At 48.6% G+C, this 21,534-nt stretch carries 22 protein-coding genes and 1 pseudogene; 10 read left to right on the top strand and 13 right to left on the bottom strand.

Annotated elements, in window-relative coordinates; all coding sequences use genetic code 11:
• Position 1: 1 nt before the first annotated feature.
• From mlaE to amgK, 10 genes are all read right to left on the bottom strand, one after another.
• On the bottom strand, positions 2-778 hold the full coding sequence (gene mlaE / locus Q4A84_RS09550) for a lipid asymmetry maintenance ABC transporter permease subunit MlaE (protein WP_303088699.1): 777 nt from the start codon (positions 776-778) through the stop codon (positions 2-4).
• 92 nt (positions 779-870) lie between these two features.
• Positions 871-1,671, bottom strand: a complete 801-nt coding sequence (locus Q4A84_RS09545; RefSeq protein ID WP_303088698.1) for an ABC transporter ATP-binding protein — start codon at positions 1,669-1,671, stop codon at positions 871-873.
• Between the two features lie 191 nt (positions 1,672-1,862).
• Positions 1,863-2,426 (bottom strand): L-threonylcarbamoyladenylate synthase, encoded by a 564-nt coding sequence (locus tag Q4A84_RS09540; protein WP_303088697.1) that lies wholly within the window; start codon positions 2,424-2,426, stop codon positions 1,863-1,865.
• An 81-nt stretch (positions 2,427-2,507) separates the two neighbouring features.
• Entirely contained in the window at positions 2,508-2,915 is a 408-nt protein-coding gene (locus tag Q4A84_RS09535) for a DUF488 domain-containing protein (protein WP_303088696.1), read from the bottom strand.
• A 118-nt stretch (positions 2,916-3,033) separates the two neighbouring features.
• On the bottom strand, positions 3,034-3,411 hold the full coding sequence (locus Q4A84_RS09530; protein WP_303088695.1) for a hypothetical protein: 378 nt from the start codon (positions 3,409-3,411) through the stop codon (positions 3,034-3,036).
• A gap of 249 nt (positions 3,412-3,660) precedes the next feature.
• On the bottom strand, positions 3,661-3,882 hold the full coding sequence (locus Q4A84_RS09525) for a SlyX family protein (protein WP_303088694.1): 222 nt from the start codon (positions 3,880-3,882) through the stop codon (positions 3,661-3,663).
• A 1-nt stretch (position 3,883) separates the two neighbouring features.
• Entirely contained in the window at positions 3,884-5,254 is a 1,371-nt protein-coding gene (locus Q4A84_RS09520; RefSeq protein ID WP_303088693.1) for a Na+/H+ antiporter family protein, read from the bottom strand.
• Between the two features lie 239 nt (positions 5,255-5,493).
• Positions 5,494-6,051, bottom strand: coding sequence for a porin (locus tag Q4A84_RS09515; RefSeq protein ID WP_303088692.1), 558 nt, complete (start codon positions 6,049-6,051; stop codon positions 5,494-5,496).
• 301 nt (positions 6,052-6,352) lie between these two features.
• A complete protein-coding gene (gene murJ, locus Q4A84_RS09510; RefSeq protein ID WP_303088691.1) occupies positions 6,353-7,891 on the bottom strand; it encodes a murein biosynthesis integral membrane protein MurJ in 1,539 nt (512 codons plus the stop codon).
• Positions 7,892-7,978: 87 nt separating this feature from the next.
• Entirely contained in the window at positions 7,979-8,983 is a 1,005-nt protein-coding gene (gene amgK, locus Q4A84_RS09505; RefSeq protein ID WP_303088690.1) for an N-acetylmuramate/N-acetylglucosamine kinase AmgK, read from the bottom strand.
• A gap of 61 nt (positions 8,984-9,044) precedes the next feature.
• Here amgK and Q4A84_RS09500 point away from each other — a divergent pair, with 61 nt between their 5' ends.
• Positions 9,045-11,390, top strand: coding sequence for an LPS-assembly protein LptD (locus Q4A84_RS09500; RefSeq protein ID WP_303088689.1), 2,346 nt, complete (start codon positions 9,045-9,047; stop codon positions 11,388-11,390).
• Positions 11,387-12,322, top strand: coding sequence for a peptidylprolyl isomerase (locus tag Q4A84_RS09495; protein WP_303088688.1), 936 nt, complete (start codon positions 11,387-11,389; stop codon positions 12,320-12,322). The genes Q4A84_RS09500 and Q4A84_RS09495 overlap by 4 nt, the downstream gene beginning before the upstream one ends.
• A gap of 50 nt (positions 12,323-12,372) precedes the next feature.
• On the opposite strand, the gene Q4A84_RS09490 is transcribed toward Q4A84_RS09495, so the two are convergent.
• From Q4A84_RS09490 to Q4A84_RS09480, 3 genes are read right to left on the bottom strand one after another with little or no spacing between them, the layout of a single operon-like run.
• Positions 12,373-13,044: a TIGR02117 family protein gene (locus Q4A84_RS09490; protein ID WP_303088687.1), complete on the bottom strand. Its 672-nt coding sequence runs from the start codon at positions 13,042-13,044 to the stop codon at positions 12,373-12,375.
• A gap of 35 nt (positions 13,045-13,079) precedes the next feature.
• Positions 13,080-13,697 carry a 3'-5' exonuclease gene (locus Q4A84_RS09485; protein WP_303088686.1) on the bottom strand — a complete coding sequence of 206 codons (618 nt, stop codon included), beginning with the start codon at positions 13,695-13,697 and terminating at the stop codon, positions 13,080-13,082.
• 10 nt (positions 13,698-13,707) lie between these two features.
• A complete protein-coding gene (locus tag Q4A84_RS09480) occupies positions 13,708-15,513 on the bottom strand; it encodes a DUF294 nucleotidyltransferase-like domain-containing protein (protein WP_303088685.1) in 1,806 nt (601 codons plus the stop codon).
• A gap of 194 nt (positions 15,514-15,707) precedes the next feature.
• Here Q4A84_RS09480 and Q4A84_RS09475 point away from each other — a divergent pair, with 194 nt between their 5' ends.
• From Q4A84_RS09475 to Q4A84_RS09440, 8 genes and pseudogenes are all read left to right on the top strand, one after another.
• Positions 15,708-16,400 (top strand): hypothetical protein, encoded by a 693-nt coding sequence (locus Q4A84_RS09475; RefSeq protein WP_303088684.1) that lies wholly within the window; start codon positions 15,708-15,710, stop codon positions 16,398-16,400.
• Positions 16,401-16,589: 189 nt separating this feature from the next.
• Positions 16,590-16,829, top strand: a pseudogene (locus tag Q4A84_RS09470) (adhesin); the annotation flags it as partial.
• Entirely contained in the window at positions 16,807-17,703 is an 897-nt protein-coding gene (locus Q4A84_RS09465) for an HNH endonuclease (RefSeq protein ID WP_368389572.1), read from the top strand. The pseudogene Q4A84_RS09470 and the gene Q4A84_RS09465, both read left to right, overlap by 23 nt.
• Positions 17,700-18,113, top strand: a complete 414-nt coding sequence (locus Q4A84_RS09460) for a DUF4265 domain-containing protein (protein ID WP_303088683.1) — start codon at positions 17,700-17,702, stop codon at positions 18,111-18,113. The genes Q4A84_RS09465 and Q4A84_RS09460 overlap by 4 nt, the downstream gene beginning before the upstream one ends.
• A 182-nt stretch (positions 18,114-18,295) precedes the next feature.
• The gene (locus tag Q4A84_RS09455; protein ID WP_303088682.1) at positions 18,296-18,529 is read left to right on the top strand and encodes a hypothetical protein; all 234 of its coding nucleotides are present in this window, start codon (positions 18,296-18,298) and stop codon (positions 18,527-18,529) included.
• Between the two features lie 9 nt (positions 18,530-18,538).
• Positions 18,539-19,027, top strand: a complete 489-nt coding sequence (locus Q4A84_RS09450; RefSeq protein ID WP_303088681.1) for a hypothetical protein — start codon at positions 18,539-18,541, stop codon at positions 19,025-19,027.
• Positions 19,028-19,318: 291 nt separating this feature from the next.
• Entirely contained in the window at positions 19,319-19,861 is a 543-nt protein-coding gene (locus Q4A84_RS09445) for a hypothetical protein (protein WP_303088680.1), read from the top strand.
• Positions 19,862-20,314: 453 nt separating this feature from the next.
• Positions 20,315-21,487 carry a hypothetical protein gene (locus tag Q4A84_RS09440; RefSeq protein ID WP_303088679.1) on the top strand — a complete coding sequence of 391 codons (1,173 nt, stop codon included), beginning with the start codon at positions 20,315-20,317 and terminating at the stop codon, positions 21,485-21,487.
• The last annotated feature ends 47 nt before the right edge of the window (positions 21,488-21,534 follow it).

Genomic DNA, 21,534 nt, shown 5'->3' with positions numbered 1-21,534 from the left:
TTTACCCAGTAAACATAAAGGCGGTTAAGATAAAATCAATAGCCAGAACGGTCAACGCGGATGAAACGACGGTGCGCGTGCTGGCGCGTAGAATGCCTTCTGAAGTCGGCTCGCAGTGGAAGCCTTGGTAGACGGCAATCAGGGTAACGGCTACGCCGAAAAAGGCCGATTTAATCAGGCCGTTGAGTACATCATAGCCGAAGCTAATGTTGTTTTGCATTTGCGACCAGAAAATGCCGTTGTCTAATCCCAGCCACTGCACGCCGACAATGAAGGCGCCGTAAACACCTGCGACGTTGAAAATAGAGGCCAGAAGCGGCATGGAAATCACGCCGGCCCAGAAGCGCGGGGCAACGACGCGCGCTACCGGATTGACGGCCATGACGTTCATTGCTTCAAGCTGCTCGGTGGTTTTCATCAGGCCGATTTCGCTGGTCATCGCGCCGCCTGCACTGCTGGCAAACAGAATCGCGGCCAATACGGGGCCGAGCTCGCGCAGCAGCGAAGCGGCCACCATATAGCCGAGGATGTCGGCCGATTTGAACTTGGCCAACTGGGTGTAACCCTGCAAGCCGAGTACCATGCCGACAAATAAGCCGGATACGGCCACAATCAGCATGGAGAGTACGCCGGCGAAATAAATTTGGCGCAAACTGAGGCGAGGGCGGAGCAATGCCGTGCCGGAGGCGCCGAGAATTCTGAAGAAAAACAGAACTTGGCTGCCGAGTGTTTGGAGAAAGTTTAAAACTTTCGCGCCGAGGAAAGAGAAAAAGCTCATACGGTTTTATCAATGGTTTGCAGGTTTTCAGACAGGCATTCTTAGGCAGGATGCCTGTCTGAAAAAGTTTGGGCCGTTGCCGGGCGGCAGGTTTAGCTGCCGAGTAAATCCTGTTGCAATGTAGTAGGCGCGGGGTAGCGGAATGCTACCGGGCCGTTGGGTTTGCCGCCGATAAATTGTTGTACCCAAGGTGAATCGGTGGCGCGCATCGCTTCCGGCGTGCCGGAGAACATGACTTCGCCGTGCGCCAGAAAAATCACTTGGTTTACAATGGCGAGCGATTGCTCGATATCGTGGGTAACCATAATGCTGGTGGAGCGCAAGGCCGAATTGATGCGGCTGATTAAGTGGGCGATGACGCCCAGCGAAATCGGGTCGAGGCCGGTAAACGGCTCGTCATACAACATCAATTCAGGATCGAGCGCGATGGTGCGCGCCAAGGCTACCCGCCGCGCCATGCCGCCGGATAATTCGGACGGCATTTGTTTTTCTACTCCGCGCAGGCCGACGGCATTCAGTTTCAAAACCACTAAGTCGCGGATAACTGCTTCGGGCAGATCGGTTAGTTCGCGCATCGGAAAGGCGATGTTGTCGAACACGGATAAATCGGTAAACAGCGCGCCGTGCTGAAACAATACGCCCATGCGGCGGCGGTGTTCGTATAATTCGGCGGAAGACAGGGCGGCCAAATCTCTCCCTTCGACCAACACTTTCCCTTTTTGCGGATGAAGCTGGCCGGTAATCAAGCGCATTAGTGTGGTTTTGCCGCTGCCGGAGCCGCCCATGATGGCGGCAAAAGTACCCCGCTCAATGTGGAAATTCACATTGCTCAGGATGGGCCGCTCGCCGTAGGAGAAGGCGACGTCTTTCATCTCGATAAAGGGCTGTGTCATCTCTTTGGTATATTTTCTTCTTCAAATATTTGTATTTTAATGGCTTTGTTTTTATGTAGCAATGTTTCAGGTTGTGGCTTCTGGTTAGATACGTTTGCGATACATTAATGTATGTTTACTGCCTTGTTTCGTTTGCGAAATAAAAGCCACAATGCCTGTCTGAAAAATTAAACTTAGCATGCAGTGGAATATCAGCGCAGGCGCAGGCCGCTTTCCCAATCAATAATGCGGCTGGGTGCTTTTGCGCCGCCGCAGCGCCCGCCGATGATTTCGACCTGTTTGCCGAACCGGCGCCGTACTTCGCGTTCTGTCTTGCACGGACGTTGGCCGGTTTGATTGCAGGAAGTGGAAACCAGCGGTGTGCGTAGGGCGCGGCATAAGGCGCGGGCGCCGCTGTGGGCGGGAACGCGCACGGCCAGTTTCTTGCGCCTTTGTCCGCGCAACAGCGGCGGTGTTTTGGGCGAAGCCGGCAACAGATAGGTAAGCGGTGCGGGCCATGCGGCAGCCAGGCTTTGCCGCTGGTTTTCAGACAGGCTTTTGAGTAGCGGCAGCAGGCGAGGTAAATGATCGCCGATGATAATCATGCCTTTGTGCTGCGGCCGTTTTTTCAAACGAATCAGTTTGTTTAACGCCCGGGTGTTGCGAGGAAGGCAGCCCAAACCGTAGCAGGATTCGGTTGGGTAGGCAATCAGGCCGCCGCGGTGCAGGTGGTGTGAGAGACGGCGGATAAACGGGGCGGAAAAGGGGCGCGACATGGGAACATCGGGGTTAAACGGGGGAATGCGGATTGTACACCAATCGGCAAACGGGCGTCGGAGCGGATAGGGTTGGTGCGTTTAAATGTGGCCGTTTTCCGATGTGGCATAGGGGTCGGCCGTTCGGAATGGCTCGCCCAAATAGTTCAGCAGCACGGCAACATGGGATTGCTGCGGGTTTTTTACTGCGGAGAGCAGGCGTATTTCGTGGTGTTGCTCTGCCAAGTTGTGCAATTCGGCCAAGGCTTGTACGGTTGCCGGCCGCTCTACTAGTTCGTTGAGATAGCGGGCGGCGAAGGCTTGGTATCTTTCTGCGGGCGCGGTATGGTACCAGCGGCGTAATTCGGCAGAGGGGGCGATGTCTTTAAGCCAAATTACATGCTGCATTCTGGCTTTGGCGAGACCGCGCGGATAGAGCCGGTCGATGAAAACGGCGCAGGTTTCGGCGGGAAGGATATGGAAATCGTAAATGCGTTGGACGGTATACATCGCGTCAAACCTTCACGTTGAAATGCCTGTCTGAAAAATTGTTTGGTGTTTGGGATTTTCAGACAGGCTTTGGGTTATGCTGATATTTGTTATTGATATTACTGAAATTTCGGGGAAGTTAGTTTTTGTCTAAGTCCAGATCGGCTTTGTATTCGATGATGCCGTGGTCTTTGCGTTCGATGGAAACGTCTAGTTCCTGATCTTTCCGCTTGAATTTTAAATCGGCGTCGTTGTTTTCAACCGAAGATTCGATTTCATGGAATCCTTGGCGTTTGGCATGTTGGCGCACTTGGCGTGCCAGACTTTTGACGCTGGTGTGCTTGCTTTTCAGGAGGAATTCGGCTTCGAATTCGCCGCCGTTGGAATGTTCGGCTTTGACGACTTGGGCGTCGGTCGGGTTGTAGATTTCATGGGGAATGGGTGCGGCAGCAAAGGCGCTGCTGGAAAAAAGCGCAAGAATGCCGGTTAATGCCACGGCTTTAGATGATTTTTTCATAGGAGAAATCCTTTCTTTGTGTGTCTATATCTGAAAATGAAAGGAAGCGTGTAGGGCTTCCTTTTTTGGGTGGTTTGCAGATATGGCGAGCATCATATGGGATTCCGGTTAATGAGGGCAACCGCTTATACCTCTTTTTACCTGCCGGCGGTTATGTTCACATGTGCTTACCCTTTTTTGCCCAAGGCGATTGAGTGCTTCTATTTGAAAATGCCTGTCTGATTGTTTCAGACAGGCATTTTAATTGCATTAATAGTGCGGCGGAACTTCATCGGCCGGGCCGTAAGGCTTTTCGTTTCCCCCTTTGTCTTGCAGGCGGGAATAAAGCAGGCGCAGTTGGGCTTGTTGCAAATCAAGCGTTTGCTGCATGCGGGCGACGGTGTCGTTCAGGCTTTGCAGCAAATCTTCTTGCAAGGCCGTTTGAATTTCCAATTCGATAATGCGGTTTTCCAGCGTTTCCGTTTCTGTCATTTCAAAGCACCATGGCGGCAATCCAGCCGGCGATCAGCAAGGGGATATTGTAATGAAGGAAGGTGGGGATAACGGAATCGCGCATGTGATCGTGCTGCCCGTCGGTGTTTAAGCCCATGGTCGGGCCAAGGGTGGAATCTGAAGCGGGGGAACCGGCATCACCCAGCGCACCGGCGGTGCCGATGATGGCAACGGTTGCCAGCGGCGAGAAGCCCAGAGCCATGCACAAAGGCACATAAATGGCGGTAATGATGGGAAGCGTGGAAAAGGAAGAACCAATGCCCATGGTAACCAGCAAACCGATAAATAGCATGGCTAATGCCGCCATCGATTTGCTGCCGGCAAACATGGCCGCGCCGGCATCCACCAGCGGCTTGATTTCTCCCGTAGCGTTCATAACGGCGGCAAAGCCTTGCGCGGCAATCATAATAAAGCCGACCATCGCCATCATTTTAATACCGGCGCCAAATACATCGTTGGCCTCGCCGCGACGTACAACCCCTAATGCCATAAATACAGAAAAGCCGACCATCGCGCCCAGAAGCAAAGCGTCGTTGTATTTCAACTGAATGGCAAAGCACACCAAAATGGCGATTGCCGCCACCGCGCTGCGGTAAGAAGACGGTTGAGGTTGAACCGCTGCCTGTTGGTTGCTTTCTATGTCGATTTGTTTGTTTTCATAGATTCGCGGCTTGCGATAGCTGAAAAAGGCAATCAACAGGCCGGCGACCATGCCCAAGGCCGGGATGGCCATCGCCTCCATAACGTTGACGCCTTTCACGCTCATGCCGGACGCTTCGATGTTGGTCAGCAAGATTTTGTTCAGGAAAATCGCGCCGAAGCCGTAGGGTAAAAACATATAAGTGGTTACCAAGCCGAAAGTCATAACGCAGGCCAGCAGGCGGCGGTCGATTTGCAGGCGGTTGAATACCAAAAGCAGCGGCGGAATAATCATCGGGATAAAGGCGATGTGAATGGGGATGACGTTTTGACTGAGGATACCCATTACCAGAATGGCACCCAGCAAAGCCCATTTGATGGTGCTGGCACTGCCGGTAGCCTGCCTGCCGTCAAGTTTGCGCACAACCGCGCCCGCCAGCTGCTGTGGCAGGCCGGAATGAGTGATGGCCATGGCGAAAGCCCCCAGCATGGCGTAAGACAGGGCGATTTTAGCGCCGCCGGCCAAGCCGTCTTGAAAGTGCGTCATCACGCCTTTGGTTAAGACGTTTCCTGCGGCGTCGGATATGTCGGCCAGCGGCAGGCCGGCAGTCAGGCCGCCGATAAAGGCGCCGATAACCAGACTGAGAACAACGTGTACGCGCGCCAGCGATAAAATCAGCATCACGGCAACGGCAATCACTACTGCATTCATGGTTGGGTTCTCCAAAAGCTTGCGCGGCGGCAAACGGTTATGAAACGGGCTTTAACAAAGAGCGCATCATAACCTAGCAAGATTTTACATGCTAGTGTCTTTGCGTGATGGATGGTTCGGGCGGTGATATTGGCGGAGGATGGCTTTGACGATAGAGGATGAAATGGCAATAGAAAACCGGTATGCAGTTTGTGCGATACCGGTTTTGTGATGATTAAAATAAATCAAATGGTTAAGAGTTAGAATCTGTAGCGCAAGCCGGCGGTCAGCTCGTGTGAATCTAGATCGGAAGCCAAGCGGTTGAAACGATAGCCGGCATCAACGGTCAGATTGTCGTTGATTTTATAACCTACGCCTACCAAAACGCCGGGACTGGTTCGGGTTTCTTCGGAAGAGGCGCTGTATCCTGTGCGGGAAGCTTTTACTTTAACTTTGTTCAGGCTGACACGTGCGCCGACATAGGGCTGAAAATTGCTGTCGACGGGAATGTCGTAGATAACCGATACGCCGGCACCTCTCGACCGTACTTCGGCATGCAGGTCGTTTCGGTCTGATTTCAAGGTGCGGTAATGCGCGTAGTCGGCTGCAACACGAATGCCGCCGAAATCATAACCGGCGCTAACGCGGGGCAGGAAACCGGTTTCTTTGAATTTGAGTATGAAAGCATCGGCTTGCTGGCGTGATACGCCTACGTCGCCTTGCACGTAAAAGCCGCTATTTTCAGCAGCGAATGCGGCTGAGGAAACGGCGGTTAATGCGATGAATAAAACGGTGGATTTTTGGCAGAAAATTGCCATGATGTTTTCCTTTATAGTGTTATGTTGCAATAAATTTGCTTAGACGAACAGCAGATTGCTTCGCTGTTGTTTGTAATCTTATGTTGTTTTGTTTTTGGAATAAAGGTATTTTGCGGTGGAACCATTAATCCGACGGCAAAACGCTGGTCTGATTATCGAAGGGCTTGTGTTGAGTTGGTAAAATAAACAATAAAATGAATGAGATAATATTTATTGTAATACTTTGGTAGGTGTGGCAAAGCGGATACAGGAAATGCCTGTCTGAAAGGCGGTTTCAGACAGGCATTTCCTGTGTTATTGTTTATTGCTCGGCGCGTTTGAAGTCGCGAGGGCGGAATCCTAGCACGCCTAACGTAGCGAAATACAGAAAAGCGCCGAAAATAATCAGCCCGAAAAGCTGGGCAACTTTGCGCCATGCACGAGCTTCAACCCATTCCAATGGCAGATAATTCATGGCGGCCCACAGCCCGCCGCCCATAACCAGCAGGGCGATGCACAATTTCAACAAGAAAGCTTGCCAGCCTGCAGCGGGCTGGTAGATGGATTTGACGCGCAGTAATAAAAACAGCAAGCCGGCATTCAGACAGGCTCCCAGGCCGACTGCCAACGATAAGCCCACATGTTTTAACGGACCGATAAATGCCAGATTCATCACTTGGGTAACCACCAGCGTAAACAGGGCGATTTTTACCGGCGTTTTGATGTTTTGCTGAGCGTAAAATGCCGGAGCCAGCACTTTAACCATGATTTGTCCGACCACGCAGAAAGAATATGCCATCAAGGCTTTTTGCGTCATCTCAACATCATGTAGCGTGAAACCTTTGCTCATAAACAGTGTCGAGAGCAGCGGGAATGCCAGCACAGTCAGCGCCACGGCGGCAGGCGCCGATAACAGAAAGCACAGGCGCAGGCCCCAGTCGAGCAGCTTTGAAAATTCGTGCGGATTTCGTCCGCCGGCATGTTTGGAGAGCGTCGGCAGCAAGATGGTGCCCAGTGCAACGCCCAGCACGCCGGTTGGCAATTCGGTTAAGCGGTCGGCGTAATACATCCATGTAACGCTGCCGGTTTGCAGGAAAGAGGCAAAAATGGTGCTGATAATCAGAGAAATCTGGGTAACGCTGGCGGCGAAAATGGCCGGTCCCATTTTTTGAATGACGCGGTTGACCGCTTTGTCTTTGAAATCAAGCTTGGGCATTTTCAAAAAGCCTTGCTTGGCCAACCAAGGCAGCTGGAATGCTAACTGTAAAATACCGCCAACGAATACCGCCCATGCTAAAGCCATAATCGGCGGATGGAAATACGGCACGAAAAGCAATGCGAAAGCAATAAAAGAAAGGTTCAGCAGCACGGGGGTAAAGGCCGGAATGCTGAATTTATGATAGGTGTTTAAAATCGAGCCGACAAAAGACGAGAGCGAAATAAACAGAATGTAAGGAAACATCACCCGTAATAAATCGGATGCCAAAACAGCTTTTTCCGGGTCGCGGGCAAAGCCGGTGGCCGTTGCGTAAATAATCCACGGTGCCGCCAAAACACCGACGGCGGTAACCAGCGTTAAGGCAAAGGTCAGCATGCCGGCCACATGTTGCACAAAGGCGCGGGTGGCTTCGGGCGAGCGTGTTTGTTTGTATTCGGCCAGAATCGGCACGAAAGCTTGTGAAAAAGCGCCTTCGGCAAAAATGCGCCGCAGCAGGTTGGGCAGTTTGAAGGCAACAAAAAAAGCATCGGTCGCCGCGGTGGCGCCGAAGGTGCGCGCAATAATCATATCGCGCAGAAAGCCGAGTATGCGCGAGACCATAGTCAGGCTGCTGACTCGGGCCAGCGTGTGGAGAAGATTCATAATCGAGGCAATTTGATGAGCGGTAATCTTTATGCCATGCCTGTCTGAAAATGTTTTCAGACAGGCATGGAAGAGGGAAAGCAATGTTTAAAACGTATAACCGGTTTGCAACTCGTCATCACCCACCAGCTCGACCAACAGCGCATATAAAGGCGCCAGTTCGGCATAGCGGCGGGAAGTGCGGCGCAGATAATTGAGGAAGCGGGGGATTTCGGGGCGGTATTTGTCTTTGCCGTCGCGGTAGTAAAGCCGTGCGAAAATGCCCGCTACTTTCAGATGACGTTGCACACCCATCCACTCGAACCAGCGGTAGAATTCGTCAAACGTTTCGGGTACGGGCAAGCCGGCCGCACGGGCGGTTTCCCAATAGCGGATAACCAAGTCGAGCACAAATTCTTCGTCCCATTCGATAAACGCATCGCGCAACAGCGAAACCAGATCGTAAGAAATAGGGCCGTAGAGTGCGTCTTGAAAATCCAAAACGCCGGGGCACCCCGCTTGCAGCATCAGATTGCGCACGATGAAATCGCGGTGAACATAAACTTTCGGTTGGTCCAGCAGCGGCGGCAACAGCGTATCTACGGTTTGCTGCCACAGGTCGCGTTGTTTAAAATTCAGCGTCTTGCCCAACTCTTTGGCGACAAACCATTCGGGGAACAGATTGATTTCGCGCAGCATGACCTCGTGGTCATATTCGGGCAGCAAACCGGGGCGGCTGCCTTTTTGCAAAACGATTAATTCGTTAATGGCTTCCAACAAGAGGGCTTTATGCGCTGCCGCATCGTTTTCGGCTTGCATTGCGGTTAGGAAAGTGGTGTTGCCCAAATCGCTTAAAGCAACGAAGCCTTTTTCTTCGCTGGCGTGCAGAACTTTCGGCACATTGACCATATCAAAGAGTTTCTGCACTTTCAGGTAGGGCACCACGCTCATTTTATCGGGCGGCGCGTCCATGCAGACAACTGTGCTGCCGTTATCGAAGGTAGCACGGAAATAGCGGCGGAAATCCGCATCGGCAGCAGCGAACGACAGGGTGAATTTTTCGGTTGGGTAAACCGATTCCAGCCAAATTTTTAATTCGTTTTCTCGTTGCATATTCATTTTCAGGTTAAAATAAATACTATTTTAACTGGCAAAACCGATTTAAGGTGATATTTTGGCACGTTTGTTTACAGTAAAACCCGTTGCGCTGGCGCTGAGCATCGCATTCGGCGCAGGCGCGGTTCATGCCGCCGATCTTTCGCTGGGCGAGACTTGCCTCAATTGCAGCCCCGAAAAAATCAAAGCGGCGGCTCATAAAATGCCGCAAGTGCAAACCAGCGGCGAAGAAGCGCTGCCTGCCGACTATACGCGGATTACGGCGGATAAAGTCGAAGGGCAAACCAAAGTCGCAGTAAGCGCCAAAGGCAACGTGATTGTCGAATACAACAACAAAGTGCTGAACGCTCCGTGGGTGGAATACGACCAGACCCGAGAAATCGTACGTGCGGGCGACTCGTTTCAGCTTTATGAAAACGGCGCCACCGTTGCCGGAGAAAAAATCGAATACAACCTGACCTCCGGCACCGGCTTTACCGAAAACGCCCGCCTGGATGCGGAACATGAAGGGCGACGCCTGCAAGCGGTCAGCGAAAAGGCCGAGTTGAAAGGCAAAGACCATTACGTTTTGCACAATACCAAATTCAATACCTGCTCGCCCGGCGATGCAAGCTGGTATATTTCAGCCAGCAGTATTGAAGCGGATTATGCAAAAGGTATCGGGGTGGCGAAAAATGCCAAACTGGTGTTCGGCGGCGTTCCTGTGCTTTACACGCCTTGGGCCGATTTTCCGCTGAACGGCAACCGTAAGAGCGGCTTGTTAGTGCCCACCTTGAAAGTCGGTTCGGACGGCACCCAAGTTGATTTGCCTTATTATTTCAATTTGGCGCCCAATTACGACGCTACTGTAACGCCTGGCATCATTACCGGGCGCGGGGTGAGATTGGGCGGCGATTTCCGTTATCTGACGCCGAAAATGCAAGGCGAAACCGCCGTAACATGGATGCCGAACGACCAGCGCAGCAAACATAACAACCGCTACCATGCACGTTGGCAGCACCAACAAATCATTACGCCTTCTTTAAGCGGCGGGATAGACTTCAATCAGGTTTCTGATGATGATTACTATCGTGATTTTTATGGTAGAAATGATATTGCCACCAATGTCAACCTCAATCGCCAGATTTGGTTGAACCACCACATGAATCTGCTCAACGGCTCGCTGGATAGTTATGCCACGGTGCAGAAATACCAAACGCTGGCCAATTCCAACGGTTATAAAGACGAGCCCTATACCATCATGCCGCGCCTGAGTACGCGTTGGCAGAAGAATTTTGATAATTTACAATTCAACGCTTTCGGGCAATTTACCCGCTTCCAGCATGATCGGAAACAATCGGGCAACCGTTTGGTTGTTTATCCGAGCGTCAACTGGAATCTGCACAACCGCTGGGGCTTTATTACCCCGAAATTCGGCGTTCATTACACCCATTACGATTTGGATTCGTTTGAAGGACGTTCCGGTCGCAGCGCCAGCCGCGTATTGCCGATTTTTAATATTGATGCCGGCATGACATTCGAGCGGCCGACATCCCTCTGGGGCAATGATTACATTCAAACCTTAGAGCCGCGCTTGTTTTACAACTATATTCCTACCAAGTCGCAAAACGATTTGCCTAATTTCGATTCGTCGGAAAACAGTTTCAGCTACGAGCAGCTTTTCCGTGAAAACCTATATTCGGGCAACGATAGGATTAACTCGGCCAACAGCCTGACCACCGCTTTGCAAACCCGCTATCTTGACCGGCAGACGGGTGCCGAACGTTTCCGCGCCGGCATCGGGCAGAAATTCTATTTCACTACCGATAGCGTGGCGCTGAGCGGATTGGTTGAAGAAAACCGACGCAACCGTTCCGACTGGATTGCGTTTGGGCAGGGCAACATCACCAACAGTATCGGCGCCCATGCCATCGTGCATTACAACGAAAACCAGAAACGTTTCGAGAACATCGATACGGGTTTGCGCTACAACCCCGAAGCCGGCAAGGTGCTGAGCCTGCGTTATAAATACGGCCGTTACGAACCGATTTATTTGGAAGCCAACGCCAACGGCACGTCATATTATGTTTATGACAAATTGAAGCAGATTGATTTGGCGGCGCAATGGCCGTTAAAGCCCAATCTTTATGCCGTAGCCCGCTTTAATTACGGTCTGGACGTGCGCAAGCCGCTGGAGCAACTGGTCGGCTTGGAATACAAAAGCGGCTGCGGTTGCTGGAGCGCCAGCGTTGTGGCGCAGCGCTATGTTAACGGGCTGGATTCCGCTAAAAACAGCACTTATAAAAACGCCGTATTCTTCAGCGTGCAGCTGAAAGACTTGAGCAATATCGGCAACAACCCCTATAACGAGCTGCGCCGTTCCATCCCCGGCTACAGCCAAACCAACGAGGTAATTAAACGATGAAAATGAAGCAACTGATTTTGGCCCTGGCCGCTGCGGCCGCTTTGGGTGCGCATGCAGCCGACATTAAATACGTTGACGGCATTGTCGCCGTGGCTGATGACGATGTGATTACTCAGCGCAGCCTGCAGGCTGCTTTGGCGCGCAGCCCTAAGCCGAAGAATATGAGCGAAGCCGACTATCGCAAAGAAGTGTTGAACCAATTGATTAATCAATCTTTGGTGGCGCAAGCGGGCAAGCGCCGCAACATTACCGCTGATGATGCGGAAATCGATAGAGTTATCGCGCAAACTGCAGCCAGCCGTAAAATTTCTGTGGAAAAACTGTATGAAAAATCTGGTCTGAGCAAAGAAGCGTTGCGCAGCAGCGTGGCCGACAGCATTATTGCCAATAAAGTGCAGCAGCAGCTGGCGACTCAGAATGCCCGAGTGAGCGACGAAGAAGTGAATGCCGTGATTGCCGACGCACAGGCCAAAGGCCAGAAACTGCCCCAAGGCGAAGCTATTCGCCAATACCACGCGCAGCATATTTTGGTTAAAGCCTCTGCAAACGACCCTTCAGCCGAAACGGCGATTCGCCAAATCTGGCAACAGGCGCGCAGTGGTAAGAGTTTCGACCAGCTGGCGCGGGAATATTCGCAAGACAGCAGCGCCGCAACCGGCGGAGATTTAGGTTGGTTTACCGACGGTCAAATGGTGCCTGAATTTGAGAATGCCGTGCACAACCTGAAGCCCGGTCAAATCAGCGCCCCTGTGCGTTCGCAATTCGGCTGGCATTTGATTAAATTAAATGAAATACGCGAAGGCGGCACACCCGAAGAGCGCACTCGTAATGCCGTGCGCGCTGCATTGGAGCAGAGTAAAGCCCAGAAGGCCACTTATCAGCTTTTGCAAGATTTGCATAAAAACGCTTATATTGATATCCGCGCCCAATAAGTGCGGCATTCGATTCAAAGCCTGTCTGAAAATGTTTTCAGACAGGCTTTTTATTTGCCGTAAGCATCCATCAGGCTGCCGGCAAACGGTGTCCATACCACGCTTTTGAGGCCGCTGTTTTTTAGGTGGAGGTTGGTCCATGTGTTGCAGGTGGTGAATAGGCTGTAGTGGCCGTTGGCCTCATAGAAGATGTCATTGTCTTTATAGCCGGTATTCGGGATGGGGCGTGCGCGGCCGTTTTGTCGCTGAAATGAGGGTAATATGCTTTGTATCAGTTTCCGATATTCTTCGGATGTGATGCGGATGCGGACGCTGTTTTGATTTTCCTGCAATTCGGGGTAAAACGTGGCGTGAATTGCGGTACGGTTCAGCCCGCTGACGGCTTTTAATGCGGTGTAAGCGGTTAAATCCGCCCAAGTCGGCGTTTCCAGATAAAAGCCGCGGTCGCCCCAGCCGAGCGCTACATAATCGGCCGGCGTTACTTTGCGCGTATCGGTTGGCGAAACAATGGTACGCCAGTCGAAATCATCGTTATGCAAGGGCATGGCAATGTCGGTGTGCACGCCGTTGCTTAATAGGAATATATCGATATTGCCTTGATCGGTGTGTGCGTTGTTAACCTTTATGTGGCCGAGTGTCCAAGCCGAAGCAAGGTAAAGCGCAATCAGTGCCAATAGGCCGAGCAGGCCTCTGAGCAAGTAAGAAAAGCATTTTCGTAGCATAGATTTTAATTTTTAATGATGAATCGGGAGGCGGATTAGCGTTTGCTGCGGGCTTGTAGCGCCAGATACATCATGGCGACGTTAATCGAATCGTTTAACGCATCATGGCGGGGTAAATCGGGAATGCCGAGTTTGGCTATCATCGGCGCCATACGCATATCAACATAGCTGTCGTAAAACTTTTTTTGCATTTCCTGCCGGTAATAAATGCTGGATACCTCGATTTGCTTGTTGGGCAGCCGAATACCCAGCATGGGCTTCAGGAATTTGTTGACCATGGCAACGTCGTATTCCAGAAAATAGCCGACGAGCGACCGGCCGCCGATGAAATCAAGAAAAAGGCGCAGCGCTGCTTCTATCGGCAGGCCGTTGCGCAAATCTTTCGGGCGCAGGCCGTGGATGGTAACGTTGGCCGCTTCCATCATACCTTCGGGTTTGACCAAAACATAAAACGATTCGCTGGTCAGAATTCGGTTGCCGCGGATTTTAACGGCGCCGATAGAGATGATTTCGGCTTCTTTAACGTCTAAGCTCGTGGTTTCGCAATCGAAGCTGACGAATTCCTCGGAATTTTCATGAAACAAGAAATCATAATGCGAGTCCTTCAGTCTTGCGCGCTCGCGGCGGCGTTTGAATTGCTCGAAGATGCCCATAGCCGCCTCCTTATGAATTCAAGTGGAAATGGTGGCGAACCACATTTTTAAAGCGTTTCACCACTTGCAAAGCCTCTTTGAGCAAATCGCGCTCAAGCGTGGAGAGGCTGTGCAGGTCGACTTGGTTGGGTTCGCTGACTTGGCCGTTGCTCATGCTTGCAAGGCCGGCTTTCAGCCGCATATCCATCAGGTAACGCAGCGCTTCGGTCACGTCTTTGGCCAAGTGTTCGTCTAACACATGGTTTTGAACCAGCTTTTTCAGGCGCTCGAAGGTGCCGGTGTCTTCGATTTTTGCTTCCAGGGCCAGAGCGCGCACACCGTGTACGACCGGAAATAGGCCCATTTTTTTGATGTCCATTTTTTCTGTACGGTCACGCCGCAGCAGTTGGGAGAAAAAGCCCTGCCCGTCGCTATCAAATTGTTCTATAGCGCGGGCAAATGTCATTAACATGCCCGCATCGTTGCTTAGGTATTTGCGTAGATGCGCGTTGATTTGCGCCAGTAGCGAGGCATCGCCCGCCACGGCTTTCGCGTCGAGAAAAATCGCCAATTTCATCATGGCTTCGGGCGAAGGCTCGCGGCACCAGCCTGACACCATGCTTTTAAACTCACCCAGCGGTTTGCGCCATTCCGGATTGTTGACCATAATCCGCCCGCGGCAGGGCGGGTAGCCCAAGCGCGATAAGGTGGCGGAAAATTGCTCGGCCGCGGCTGCCGCTTCATCTAAATCGGCATGTTCGGGCAGAATCAACGCGTTATCCTGATCGGTTTTCAGCACTTGTTCGCCTCGGCCTTCCGAGCCCATCACAATCAGACAGGCATTTTCATATAAAGACGGTGGAGCGATAAGCTGCCAAGCCTTGTCAAACAAGCTGGTGTTGAGCACCTGCATCAGCTGCGCCAGTTGCGGTGCGCGTACGCCGTTGGCCCGCAGCGCGCGTATCGATTCCGTCATCTGCTGGGCAATACCTATCAAGTCTTCGATGCTGTCGGCTCGTTCCAGCCGTTGGGCGACCAAGTGGCTGTGGTTGGAAACATAAGCCAATAAGTCGATTTGCTCCAGCGTTCCGATAATGGTGCCTTTTTCTGTAACGATGACACGCTGGATACGGAATTCCATCATGCGCAACAGGGCATTAAATACAAAATCGTCTATATCCACGCAGATTAAGTCGAAGGTGGCCCAATGGTGGGCTTGTTCTTCCGGCTTGGCGCCGGCGATCACAATGTTGCGGAATACCGATTCGGTTAGCAGCCCGACGCGGCCTTCGTGCCGGATAAGCAAAGACTTGGTTTTATTGTCTTTCATGGCCGCGGCAGCCTGCAGAATGCTGGCGTTGCCTTCCAGCCAGATGCTGTTTTGCCGGTAGGCGTCGCGCACATGGGCGGTAAACAGGCTGGCAAATTCATTTTCGTTTTTATTGCCCGACAGGCTGGCCAGCTTTTCGGCAACGGAAGCATAGAAATAAGCCCCGAATTGCGTGTTCGATTCAACCAGCTCGTTAACCGCCGCTTTGGGAATCAAATACACCAAAGCTTCTTCCGCTACCACAAACTGATTCTGGCTGGAGCCTTCCACCAAAGCCCGCGCATCGAATGTATCGTGGCTGTGATAAAGGGCAATGACTTCTCCGTCGCCGCTGATTTCTTTCACTACGCCTTTAATCATTACGTATAAATGCTCAATCGCTTGCTCTGGGCCGATAATGCAGGTGTCTTCCTCAAAAAAAGCAATATCCACTGCTTCTTGCAATACTTGCCTTTGCCGGCCGTTCAGGCTGTCGTAAGGGGCATAGCCGAAATCGAAACGATCCATGGTAGTCTCCTTTGTTTTTTGTTATTAGATTTATCGTTGTTTTATCCCGATTCTAATACAAGTTTCGCTTTTTTTATTTTTACAAATGATATCTTAGCTTGATTATGACGACGGATTGAAAATGAGTTGGCGGGAAAGGTGTAAAAAATCCGGTTCGTTTGTTATAGTAGAAAAACCTTTTCCGGAGCCATGCCATGCTTATCCCGCCTCTCGCCCTTTATCCGAAATCTTTGAATCTGCATACGCGAAGCTGGGCAGAAAACGAACGCCGCTTAATGCAGAGTGCGATGCCGGAGAAGGGAATGGCTTGGGTGCATATTCCGCCCGAGGGCATTGTGGTGCCGAGAAGCTATTCCGGCAAACTACATTTCAAACAGGCGGTGGAAACACTGGCCGACGAAGGATTGCCGGTGCATTTGCGGCTTTCCGGCGGCGGCGTGGTGCCGCAATCCTCATATACGGTGAATTTGCATCTGGCCTACCACGTGACAACGAATAATCCTTTTCCCGCTGCCGAAGCCCATTACCGCGCACTGTGCCGTTTGTTGCAGACCCTGTTTGACGAGTTCGGCATCAGCACCGATACGCAAGCCGTGAACGGCTCGTTTTGTGACGGCCGCTTCAATCTCGCTGCAAACGGCCGGAAAATCGCCGGTACCGCGCAATATTGGCAACGCGACACTCAATGTTCCGGCCGCTATATCGTGCTTTCCCATGCGGTAATCGTTGCCGCTGATGCTGCAATGCTCACCCATCAAGCCAACCGTTTTGAACAGGCCATCGGCAGCGATATACGTTATCTGCCGGAAAAAACGGTTTCGATAGCGGAATTGAGTGGCGCAACGAGCGAAGAGGTGGTAACAGTATTGAAGCGGCTTGTTGTGTAGAGTAATGATATTTTGAATGGCAAAAGCCTGTCTGAAAATATTCAGACAGGCTTTTGTATTTTTGTTTCATTTGGCTTAGTCTTATTTTGCTTGTTTCGGGTATTATTTAGAATCATCATTAAATAAATAGGAAACAAAAGAGATAAAAACAAAATGAAGCGTTGGCGTGTGGTTTTTCATTGAAGAGATATTGGGCAGTTAGTTTTTCCGGCTCATGGCGGCGGCAAACGCTTTGCTGTTGAACAAGAATTGGTGGTCGCTTCTTCCCGAGCTGCAGTAAAAGAAATGGATTTATCGGCATTGCAAGGGCGTAAAGTTGTCCTTTACGTTTCTGTGATGGGCGATCAAGGTTCGGGCTTCATTACCGGCGGGTACTATTCTGTTGAAGTTCTGATTCGCGGCGGCTATCAGAATAATCCAGATTCTTCTAAACCTGAAACTAAACGACAACCGCAGCACGGAGCAGCGTTTTTTCGATCGTTTCGGCAATTTAGGGACTAACTTTGTTCATCGCAATGAAGAGGCCAGCAAAAAAATCTTTGAGCACGACTCGAATTTAGGTTTTGCAGGTAATGGGTTTCAAATCGTCAACGGGCTTGCTTTAGCGGCATCTAACGGTTTTAAAAGTATAGGCGAAGTGCTGGGTGTAGACGATGCAGTGGATGGTGTTAAAGGTGATTTTAGCATCGGCACTATGCACGCTTTGGAGCCATTTTCTACCGATTGGAAGATGGCCATCATCAGCGGCTTAGGCGGAGCAGCAGGTGCTGCGAACGATGTGCAGGCCGGCATAAGCAACTGGGCGGCGCAACATCCGAATGCGGCAGAGGGCATAAGCGCTGCTGTTAATGTAGGCACAGCGGTATGGGGAACAGCCAAGGGTATCGACTATGTTAGAAGCAATTATGAATTTGCTGAAATTGGAGGCAGCTCGCTTAAGCGGTCTCAGATGGGTGCCGTTTCGATACCTAAGAAAAAAACGTTCAATACTGATAGCAATTTGGAAAAAGCACAAAAACGTGCTGATAGGCTTAGTGCTATAGATCGTTCTGGTAAAGATTTTACTAAAGCTGGTAAGGAGGTTGTAATTGATTTAAACAGGATTAGAAATAATGGTTCTGTTAAGTGCTCTAACTGCGGGGTGAAAACAGTTCCTGCAACAAAATCAAGAAGAAATATAACACCATCTAAAAATGAAAGACAAGTTGATCATGTAATACCAAAAGCAAAGGGAGGACAAGGTTCCCCAAAGAATGGGCAAGTTCTATGTAGATATTGTAATAGGAAGAAAGGGAGTAAATGAAAAAAAAATTAACTGTTTTTTATTATGATTTAGAAGGTAATATTGAGAAGGAAAGGTTATCTGGTGATTTATTGTTAGATAATAAATTTGTAATTAGAGAAATTCCACTATTTGTTCCAAATTTGGCATTAAACGATATAGTCGAGGTCGAGGAAGATGAAGGCCACTTATTTTTTGCTGACCTTGTAAAAGCATCTGGTAATATAACTATACATATTGTTTTGTTAAAAAATTCATTCGAAAATTTATTTTCGATTATTAGAGAAAACAGAGGAACTATACGAAGATTTGGAGAAAGTTATCTAGCAGTAAATTTTACACTCTTGGATGACTATATGAAAACAAAAAGTATTTTAGATTTTTATGAGTTGAAGAATGTAATTAGTTACAAAGAATCTTGTTTGGGATAAATTTTATTAGGGCTGAGGTAGACTTAACATGCTTGCTAATCTACTTCAGCCCTTTTTGTTATTCTCGAAGGAACGTGGATTTCAGTTTAACTTTGGAGTACCAAAAGAGCAGGTAAAAATCTTGCAGAAGTGATGCTGAATTTAGGGACAATCTATTTTAGTTACAGAATAAAAGTATCGAAGTGAAAAACTATGATATCCATAAGAATCGAAGCAGCCTGATTCGCAATATTGCCAAACAGGCAGAGCAAAGAAAAACGCATTTGCCGGAAAATATGCAGCAAACCGTACAGATAGACCTTCGGGGGCAAAGGTATACGAAGGCAGATCAAGTAGATATAGCAGAGAAAATTGAAAGAAAAACCAAAGGTGTCATTAAAGCAGATGATGTTAAATTTATTACAGATGATAATTAGGAGTTGATTATGGTGTTAGCAGGATTTGTATCGCCAATGTGTCTTTTAATGGGCAGTGCACGGGATAGAACGATTCTGTATCGTTTTTTTCAGGAGCTGAAGGATTATTTGATTCGAAAACAGGTGCCGAATCATGAGTTAGTATCCGATAGGCTGTACCGCCGTTATGTTCGATGGGCCGATTTGGAAGAAACCAACCGGATTATGGTGCAGGTAGAAGACGATTTTATCAATGAAAATCCGCAAGAGAGGGAAGAATATCGTGTATTTTTTAAAGGGTTTTATGAATGTGTAGAAGAAGTTCGTTACTTAATTGAAATTGGCAGGAAAACTAATAACCGCTTTCAGACAGGCTTATTGGATATTGTTGAGTCTGCACTGGAAAAGGAGCTGCCGAATGAGTATTACGACGATTTACCGGATAATGCTGAGCCGGTTTGGATGCGCACAGAAGAGTTACCGTTAGACGAAATTTGCGATTATTATGCGAAAAAGTAGTTAATCTGGAAAAGTATTGATTTGTGTTTGATTGAGTTGGGTTGGCGCTAAGCGAAAAGGCTGTCTGAAAACTTATGATTAAGCTGACTGCCTGCATTTTTCAATGCAATTTAGCGGCTTAGTTCGCTTCGCGAACGATGCACAGACCAATATAAGCAACAGGGCGGCGCAACATCCGAATGTAGCAGAGGGGCATAGGCGCTGCTGTTAATGTTGCATCGGCTGTCGTTCCTGCATGGAAAGGGATTTCTGCAATAAAGGTAGCCGATACTAAAGTTGTGAGTGTGAGGCATGGAAAATAGTCATATAGATGTTGAGGAATATATTGCTGATATTTATGCGTTCTCTCTTTTTGTTTCTAATATTGAACAATGGGTGGCGTATTCTGAAGATATTTCAGAAAGCTGGAATCAATTAGAAATCTTGAATGCAAGTGCTTTGGATGAATGGGACTCTGAAGGTAGGCCAGCTCATTGGAAGAAGTGGCGTGATAAATATCAGCTTGAAGCAGAGTTATTATCTGGAAAGATTCTTTATGAGATTGAGTTGTTGATAGATAATAAGGCAAAAGAAATTGTTAGTGACTTTGGCGTTTTTTCTAGATTGGTTTTGCTTATAGAAGAAGACGATTATCTAAAGTCCAAATATTTTGATATTTTTAATAAGCTGGAAAATATTTATTTGCTGGCCTCGTGCAGTTTTGAAAAGCAAAGTGCATCTATTTTATCTTCATCTGAAAACTGGTCTTTACATAAAGAAGAGGCTTTTCAACTTGTTAAGCTTTTTTTAAGTTTGAATTATCATCTGGTCGTTAATAAGCTTAATCCTGCTTGAAAACTTATGGATCAATAAAGAAATAATTAAGCTGATGAAAAAAGTAAGTTAATTGATTATTTGGAGTTCATGAATTTAAAACAAAGAATCGGACTTATGGGGAAGGTAACCCAACAAATCGCTTGTGTAGAATTAATGAAACTATGGGAAAAAAATGTTTCTGATGAGAAGATTGAGAGGAAATAAAAGTGTTAATTGAAAAGTTAAAAGAGTGGTGTATAGGCTGTCTGAAAATGATTTTGCAGACAGCCTTTTTATTCAATAGTAGATGCAACTTAGAAAAAGCTATAATGCCATCGGTACTAAATTAAATAATGTATTCTTTTTCTGAATAAATGCTTTATGTAACGGAGTTACTTTTAAAAGGGTGCATTTTCGCGATTTTCATATTGCTAGCCATAAGGCATTAAATTTTAATATTCTTTTAAATCAAACCATGATTGAAAAATAACTATGTTCAAAAAAATACTTATCACTTTGGGGATTTTGGTTTCCGTTTTGTTCTGTGGTTCCATTCTTTTATTTAATATGAAGCCGGAAAGTTTTGATAATCTTAATGTAAAACATGATGAGAATTCTGCTGCCGACAGCAAAGCATTGGCTTCTCCGTATGTGCAGGAGATTGAGAGAGTTAAAGAATCAATATGGACTATGCATTATATCGGTAAGGTTGTATATAACGATAAAGCATATAACGATAAAATCAATCAACAGGAATTTGAGCGGAATGGCGATTTGGTTATCGAAGATAAGCCATTGGCTTCTGTAGACGATTATATAACTGTACTGCAGAAATTGGACTACCTAAAAGGCAAGGGTGAATGGTATAGCGATCAGCATAACGATGGTAAAGTTAAGTCCAATGCGAGTTATTATTTTTTTAAGGATAAATTGATAGAAGTTTCGAGGTTTTCGAATTGGGGTAAGAATAGTAGGGAGAATCTGAGTTCGGTTTTTGTTTATGCAAATGGCCGTCCCCGCTCTGCTCTAATTATCCGATTCAAATCTCAGGATGCTGCTGATGTAAAAGCCCCTATGTGGTCGGTTGTTATGATTTGGCAACCTGATGGTTCTGTTTTGATGAAAAGCAGTGAAGGGCGGGTTGATATGGCGGAATATGTAAATTGCAAGCGTTGCTATGCTGATGCTCTGCGTTATTTGCATGAGGCGCAGAATGCCGTTTTAAAAACGCAATATGTTTTTCAGGCGCAGAAGAAAAGCAATCAGATTGCTGCGAGAAATCTGCAAACGGTTGATTATCGGAACATGCCGGAAATTATGCCAGCAGGGATGAAGGCGAACAGCTTGGTTGTTGGTTATGACGAGCAACATCGGCCGGAAAAGATTTATTGGAGTTACGATAATGGGAAAAGGCGGCAGAGTTTTGAATATTATCTGGAAAACGGGCAGCTTTTCTTGGCGCAGTCTTCATCCGTTCCTCTAACGGCAGACGGAGAAACTGCTGATTTCAATGCACCGGAGCAACGCCAGACTTGGTTTATTCGAAACGGAGAAATTGTAAAGGAAGAACGGCGTGGCAAGTTGCCTGATTACCCTTTGAATATGGAGACAGTGCAGCGTGATATTTCGCGTTATGCAGATGCGGCGCAGAAAAGGCAACAGTGAGCATATGAGGTAAAGCAGTTTGATGCCTGTCTGAAACTTTTCAGACA

The sequence above is a fragment of the Neisseria sp. genome (assembly GCF_030527965.1).
Classification (GTDB): domain Bacteria; phylum Pseudomonadota; class Gammaproteobacteria; order Burkholderiales; family Neisseriaceae; genus Neisseria.
The sequence above is the reverse complement of the archived record's forward strand: the minus strand, read 5'-3'. Positions and strand labels throughout refer to the sequence as shown.

Bases quoted from the DNA above. Each gene is read 5' to 3' on its own strand.
- mlaE (WP_303088699.1), bottom strand. From the start codon at position 778: ATGAGCTTTTTCTCTTTCCTCGGCGCGAAAGTTTTAAACTTTCTCCAA.
- Q4A84_RS09545 (WP_303088698.1), bottom strand. From the start codon at position 1,671: ATGACACAGCCCTTTATCGAGATGAAAGACGTCGCCTTCTCCTACGGC.
- Q4A84_RS09540 (WP_303088697.1), bottom strand. From the start codon at position 2,426: ATGTCGCGCCCCTTTTCCGCCCCGTTTATCCGCCGTCTCTCACACCAC.
- Q4A84_RS09535 (WP_303088696.1), bottom strand. From the start codon at position 2,915: ATGTATACCGTCCAACGCATTTACGATTTCCATATCCTTCCCGCCGAA.
- Q4A84_RS09530 (WP_303088695.1), bottom strand. From the start codon at position 3,411: ATGAAAAAATCATCTAAAGCCGTGGCATTAACCGGCATTCTTGCGCTT.
- Q4A84_RS09525 (WP_303088694.1), bottom strand. From the start codon at position 3,882: ATGACAGAAACGGAAACGCTGGAAAACCGCATTATCGAATTGGAAATT.
- Q4A84_RS09520 (WP_303088693.1), bottom strand. From the start codon at position 5,254: ATGAATGCAGTAGTGATTGCCGTTGCCGTGATGCTGATTTTATCGCTG.
- Q4A84_RS09515 (WP_303088692.1), bottom strand. From the start codon at position 6,051: ATGGCAATTTTCTGCCAAAAATCCACCGTTTTATTCATCGCATTAACC.
- murJ (WP_303088691.1), bottom strand. From the start codon at position 7,891: ATGAATCTTCTCCACACGCTGGCCCGAGTCAGCAGCCTGACTATGGTC.
- amgK (WP_303088690.1), bottom strand. From the start codon at position 8,983: ATGCAACGAGAAAACGAATTAAAAATTTGGCTGGAATCGGTTTACCCA.
- Q4A84_RS09495 (WP_303088688.1), top strand. From the start codon at position 11,387: ATGAAAATGAAGCAACTGATTTTGGCCCTGGCCGCTGCGGCCGCTTTG.
- Q4A84_RS09490 (WP_303088687.1), bottom strand. From the start codon at position 13,044: ATGCTACGAAAATGCTTTTCTTACTTGCTCAGAGGCCTGCTCGGCCTA.
- Q4A84_RS09485 (WP_303088686.1), bottom strand. From the start codon at position 13,697: ATGGGCATCTTCGAGCAATTCAAACGCCGCCGCGAGCGCGCAAGACTG.
- Q4A84_RS09480 (WP_303088685.1), bottom strand. From the start codon at position 15,513: ATGGATCGTTTCGATTTCGGCTATGCCCCTTACGACAGCCTGAACGGC.
- Q4A84_RS09475 (WP_303088684.1), top strand. From the start codon at position 15,708: ATGCTTATCCCGCCTCTCGCCCTTTATCCGAAATCTTTGAATCTGCAT.
- Q4A84_RS09460 (WP_303088683.1), top strand. From the start codon at position 17,700: ATGAAAAAAAAATTAACTGTTTTTTATTATGATTTAGAAGGTAATATT.
- Q4A84_RS09450 (WP_303088681.1), top strand. From the start codon at position 18,539: ATGGTGTTAGCAGGATTTGTATCGCCAATGTGTCTTTTAATGGGCAGT.
- Q4A84_RS09445 (WP_303088680.1), top strand. From the start codon at position 19,319: ATGGAAAATAGTCATATAGATGTTGAGGAATATATTGCTGATATTTAT.
- Q4A84_RS09440 (WP_303088679.1), top strand. From the start codon at position 20,315: ATGTTCAAAAAAATACTTATCACTTTGGGGATTTTGGTTTCCGTTTTG.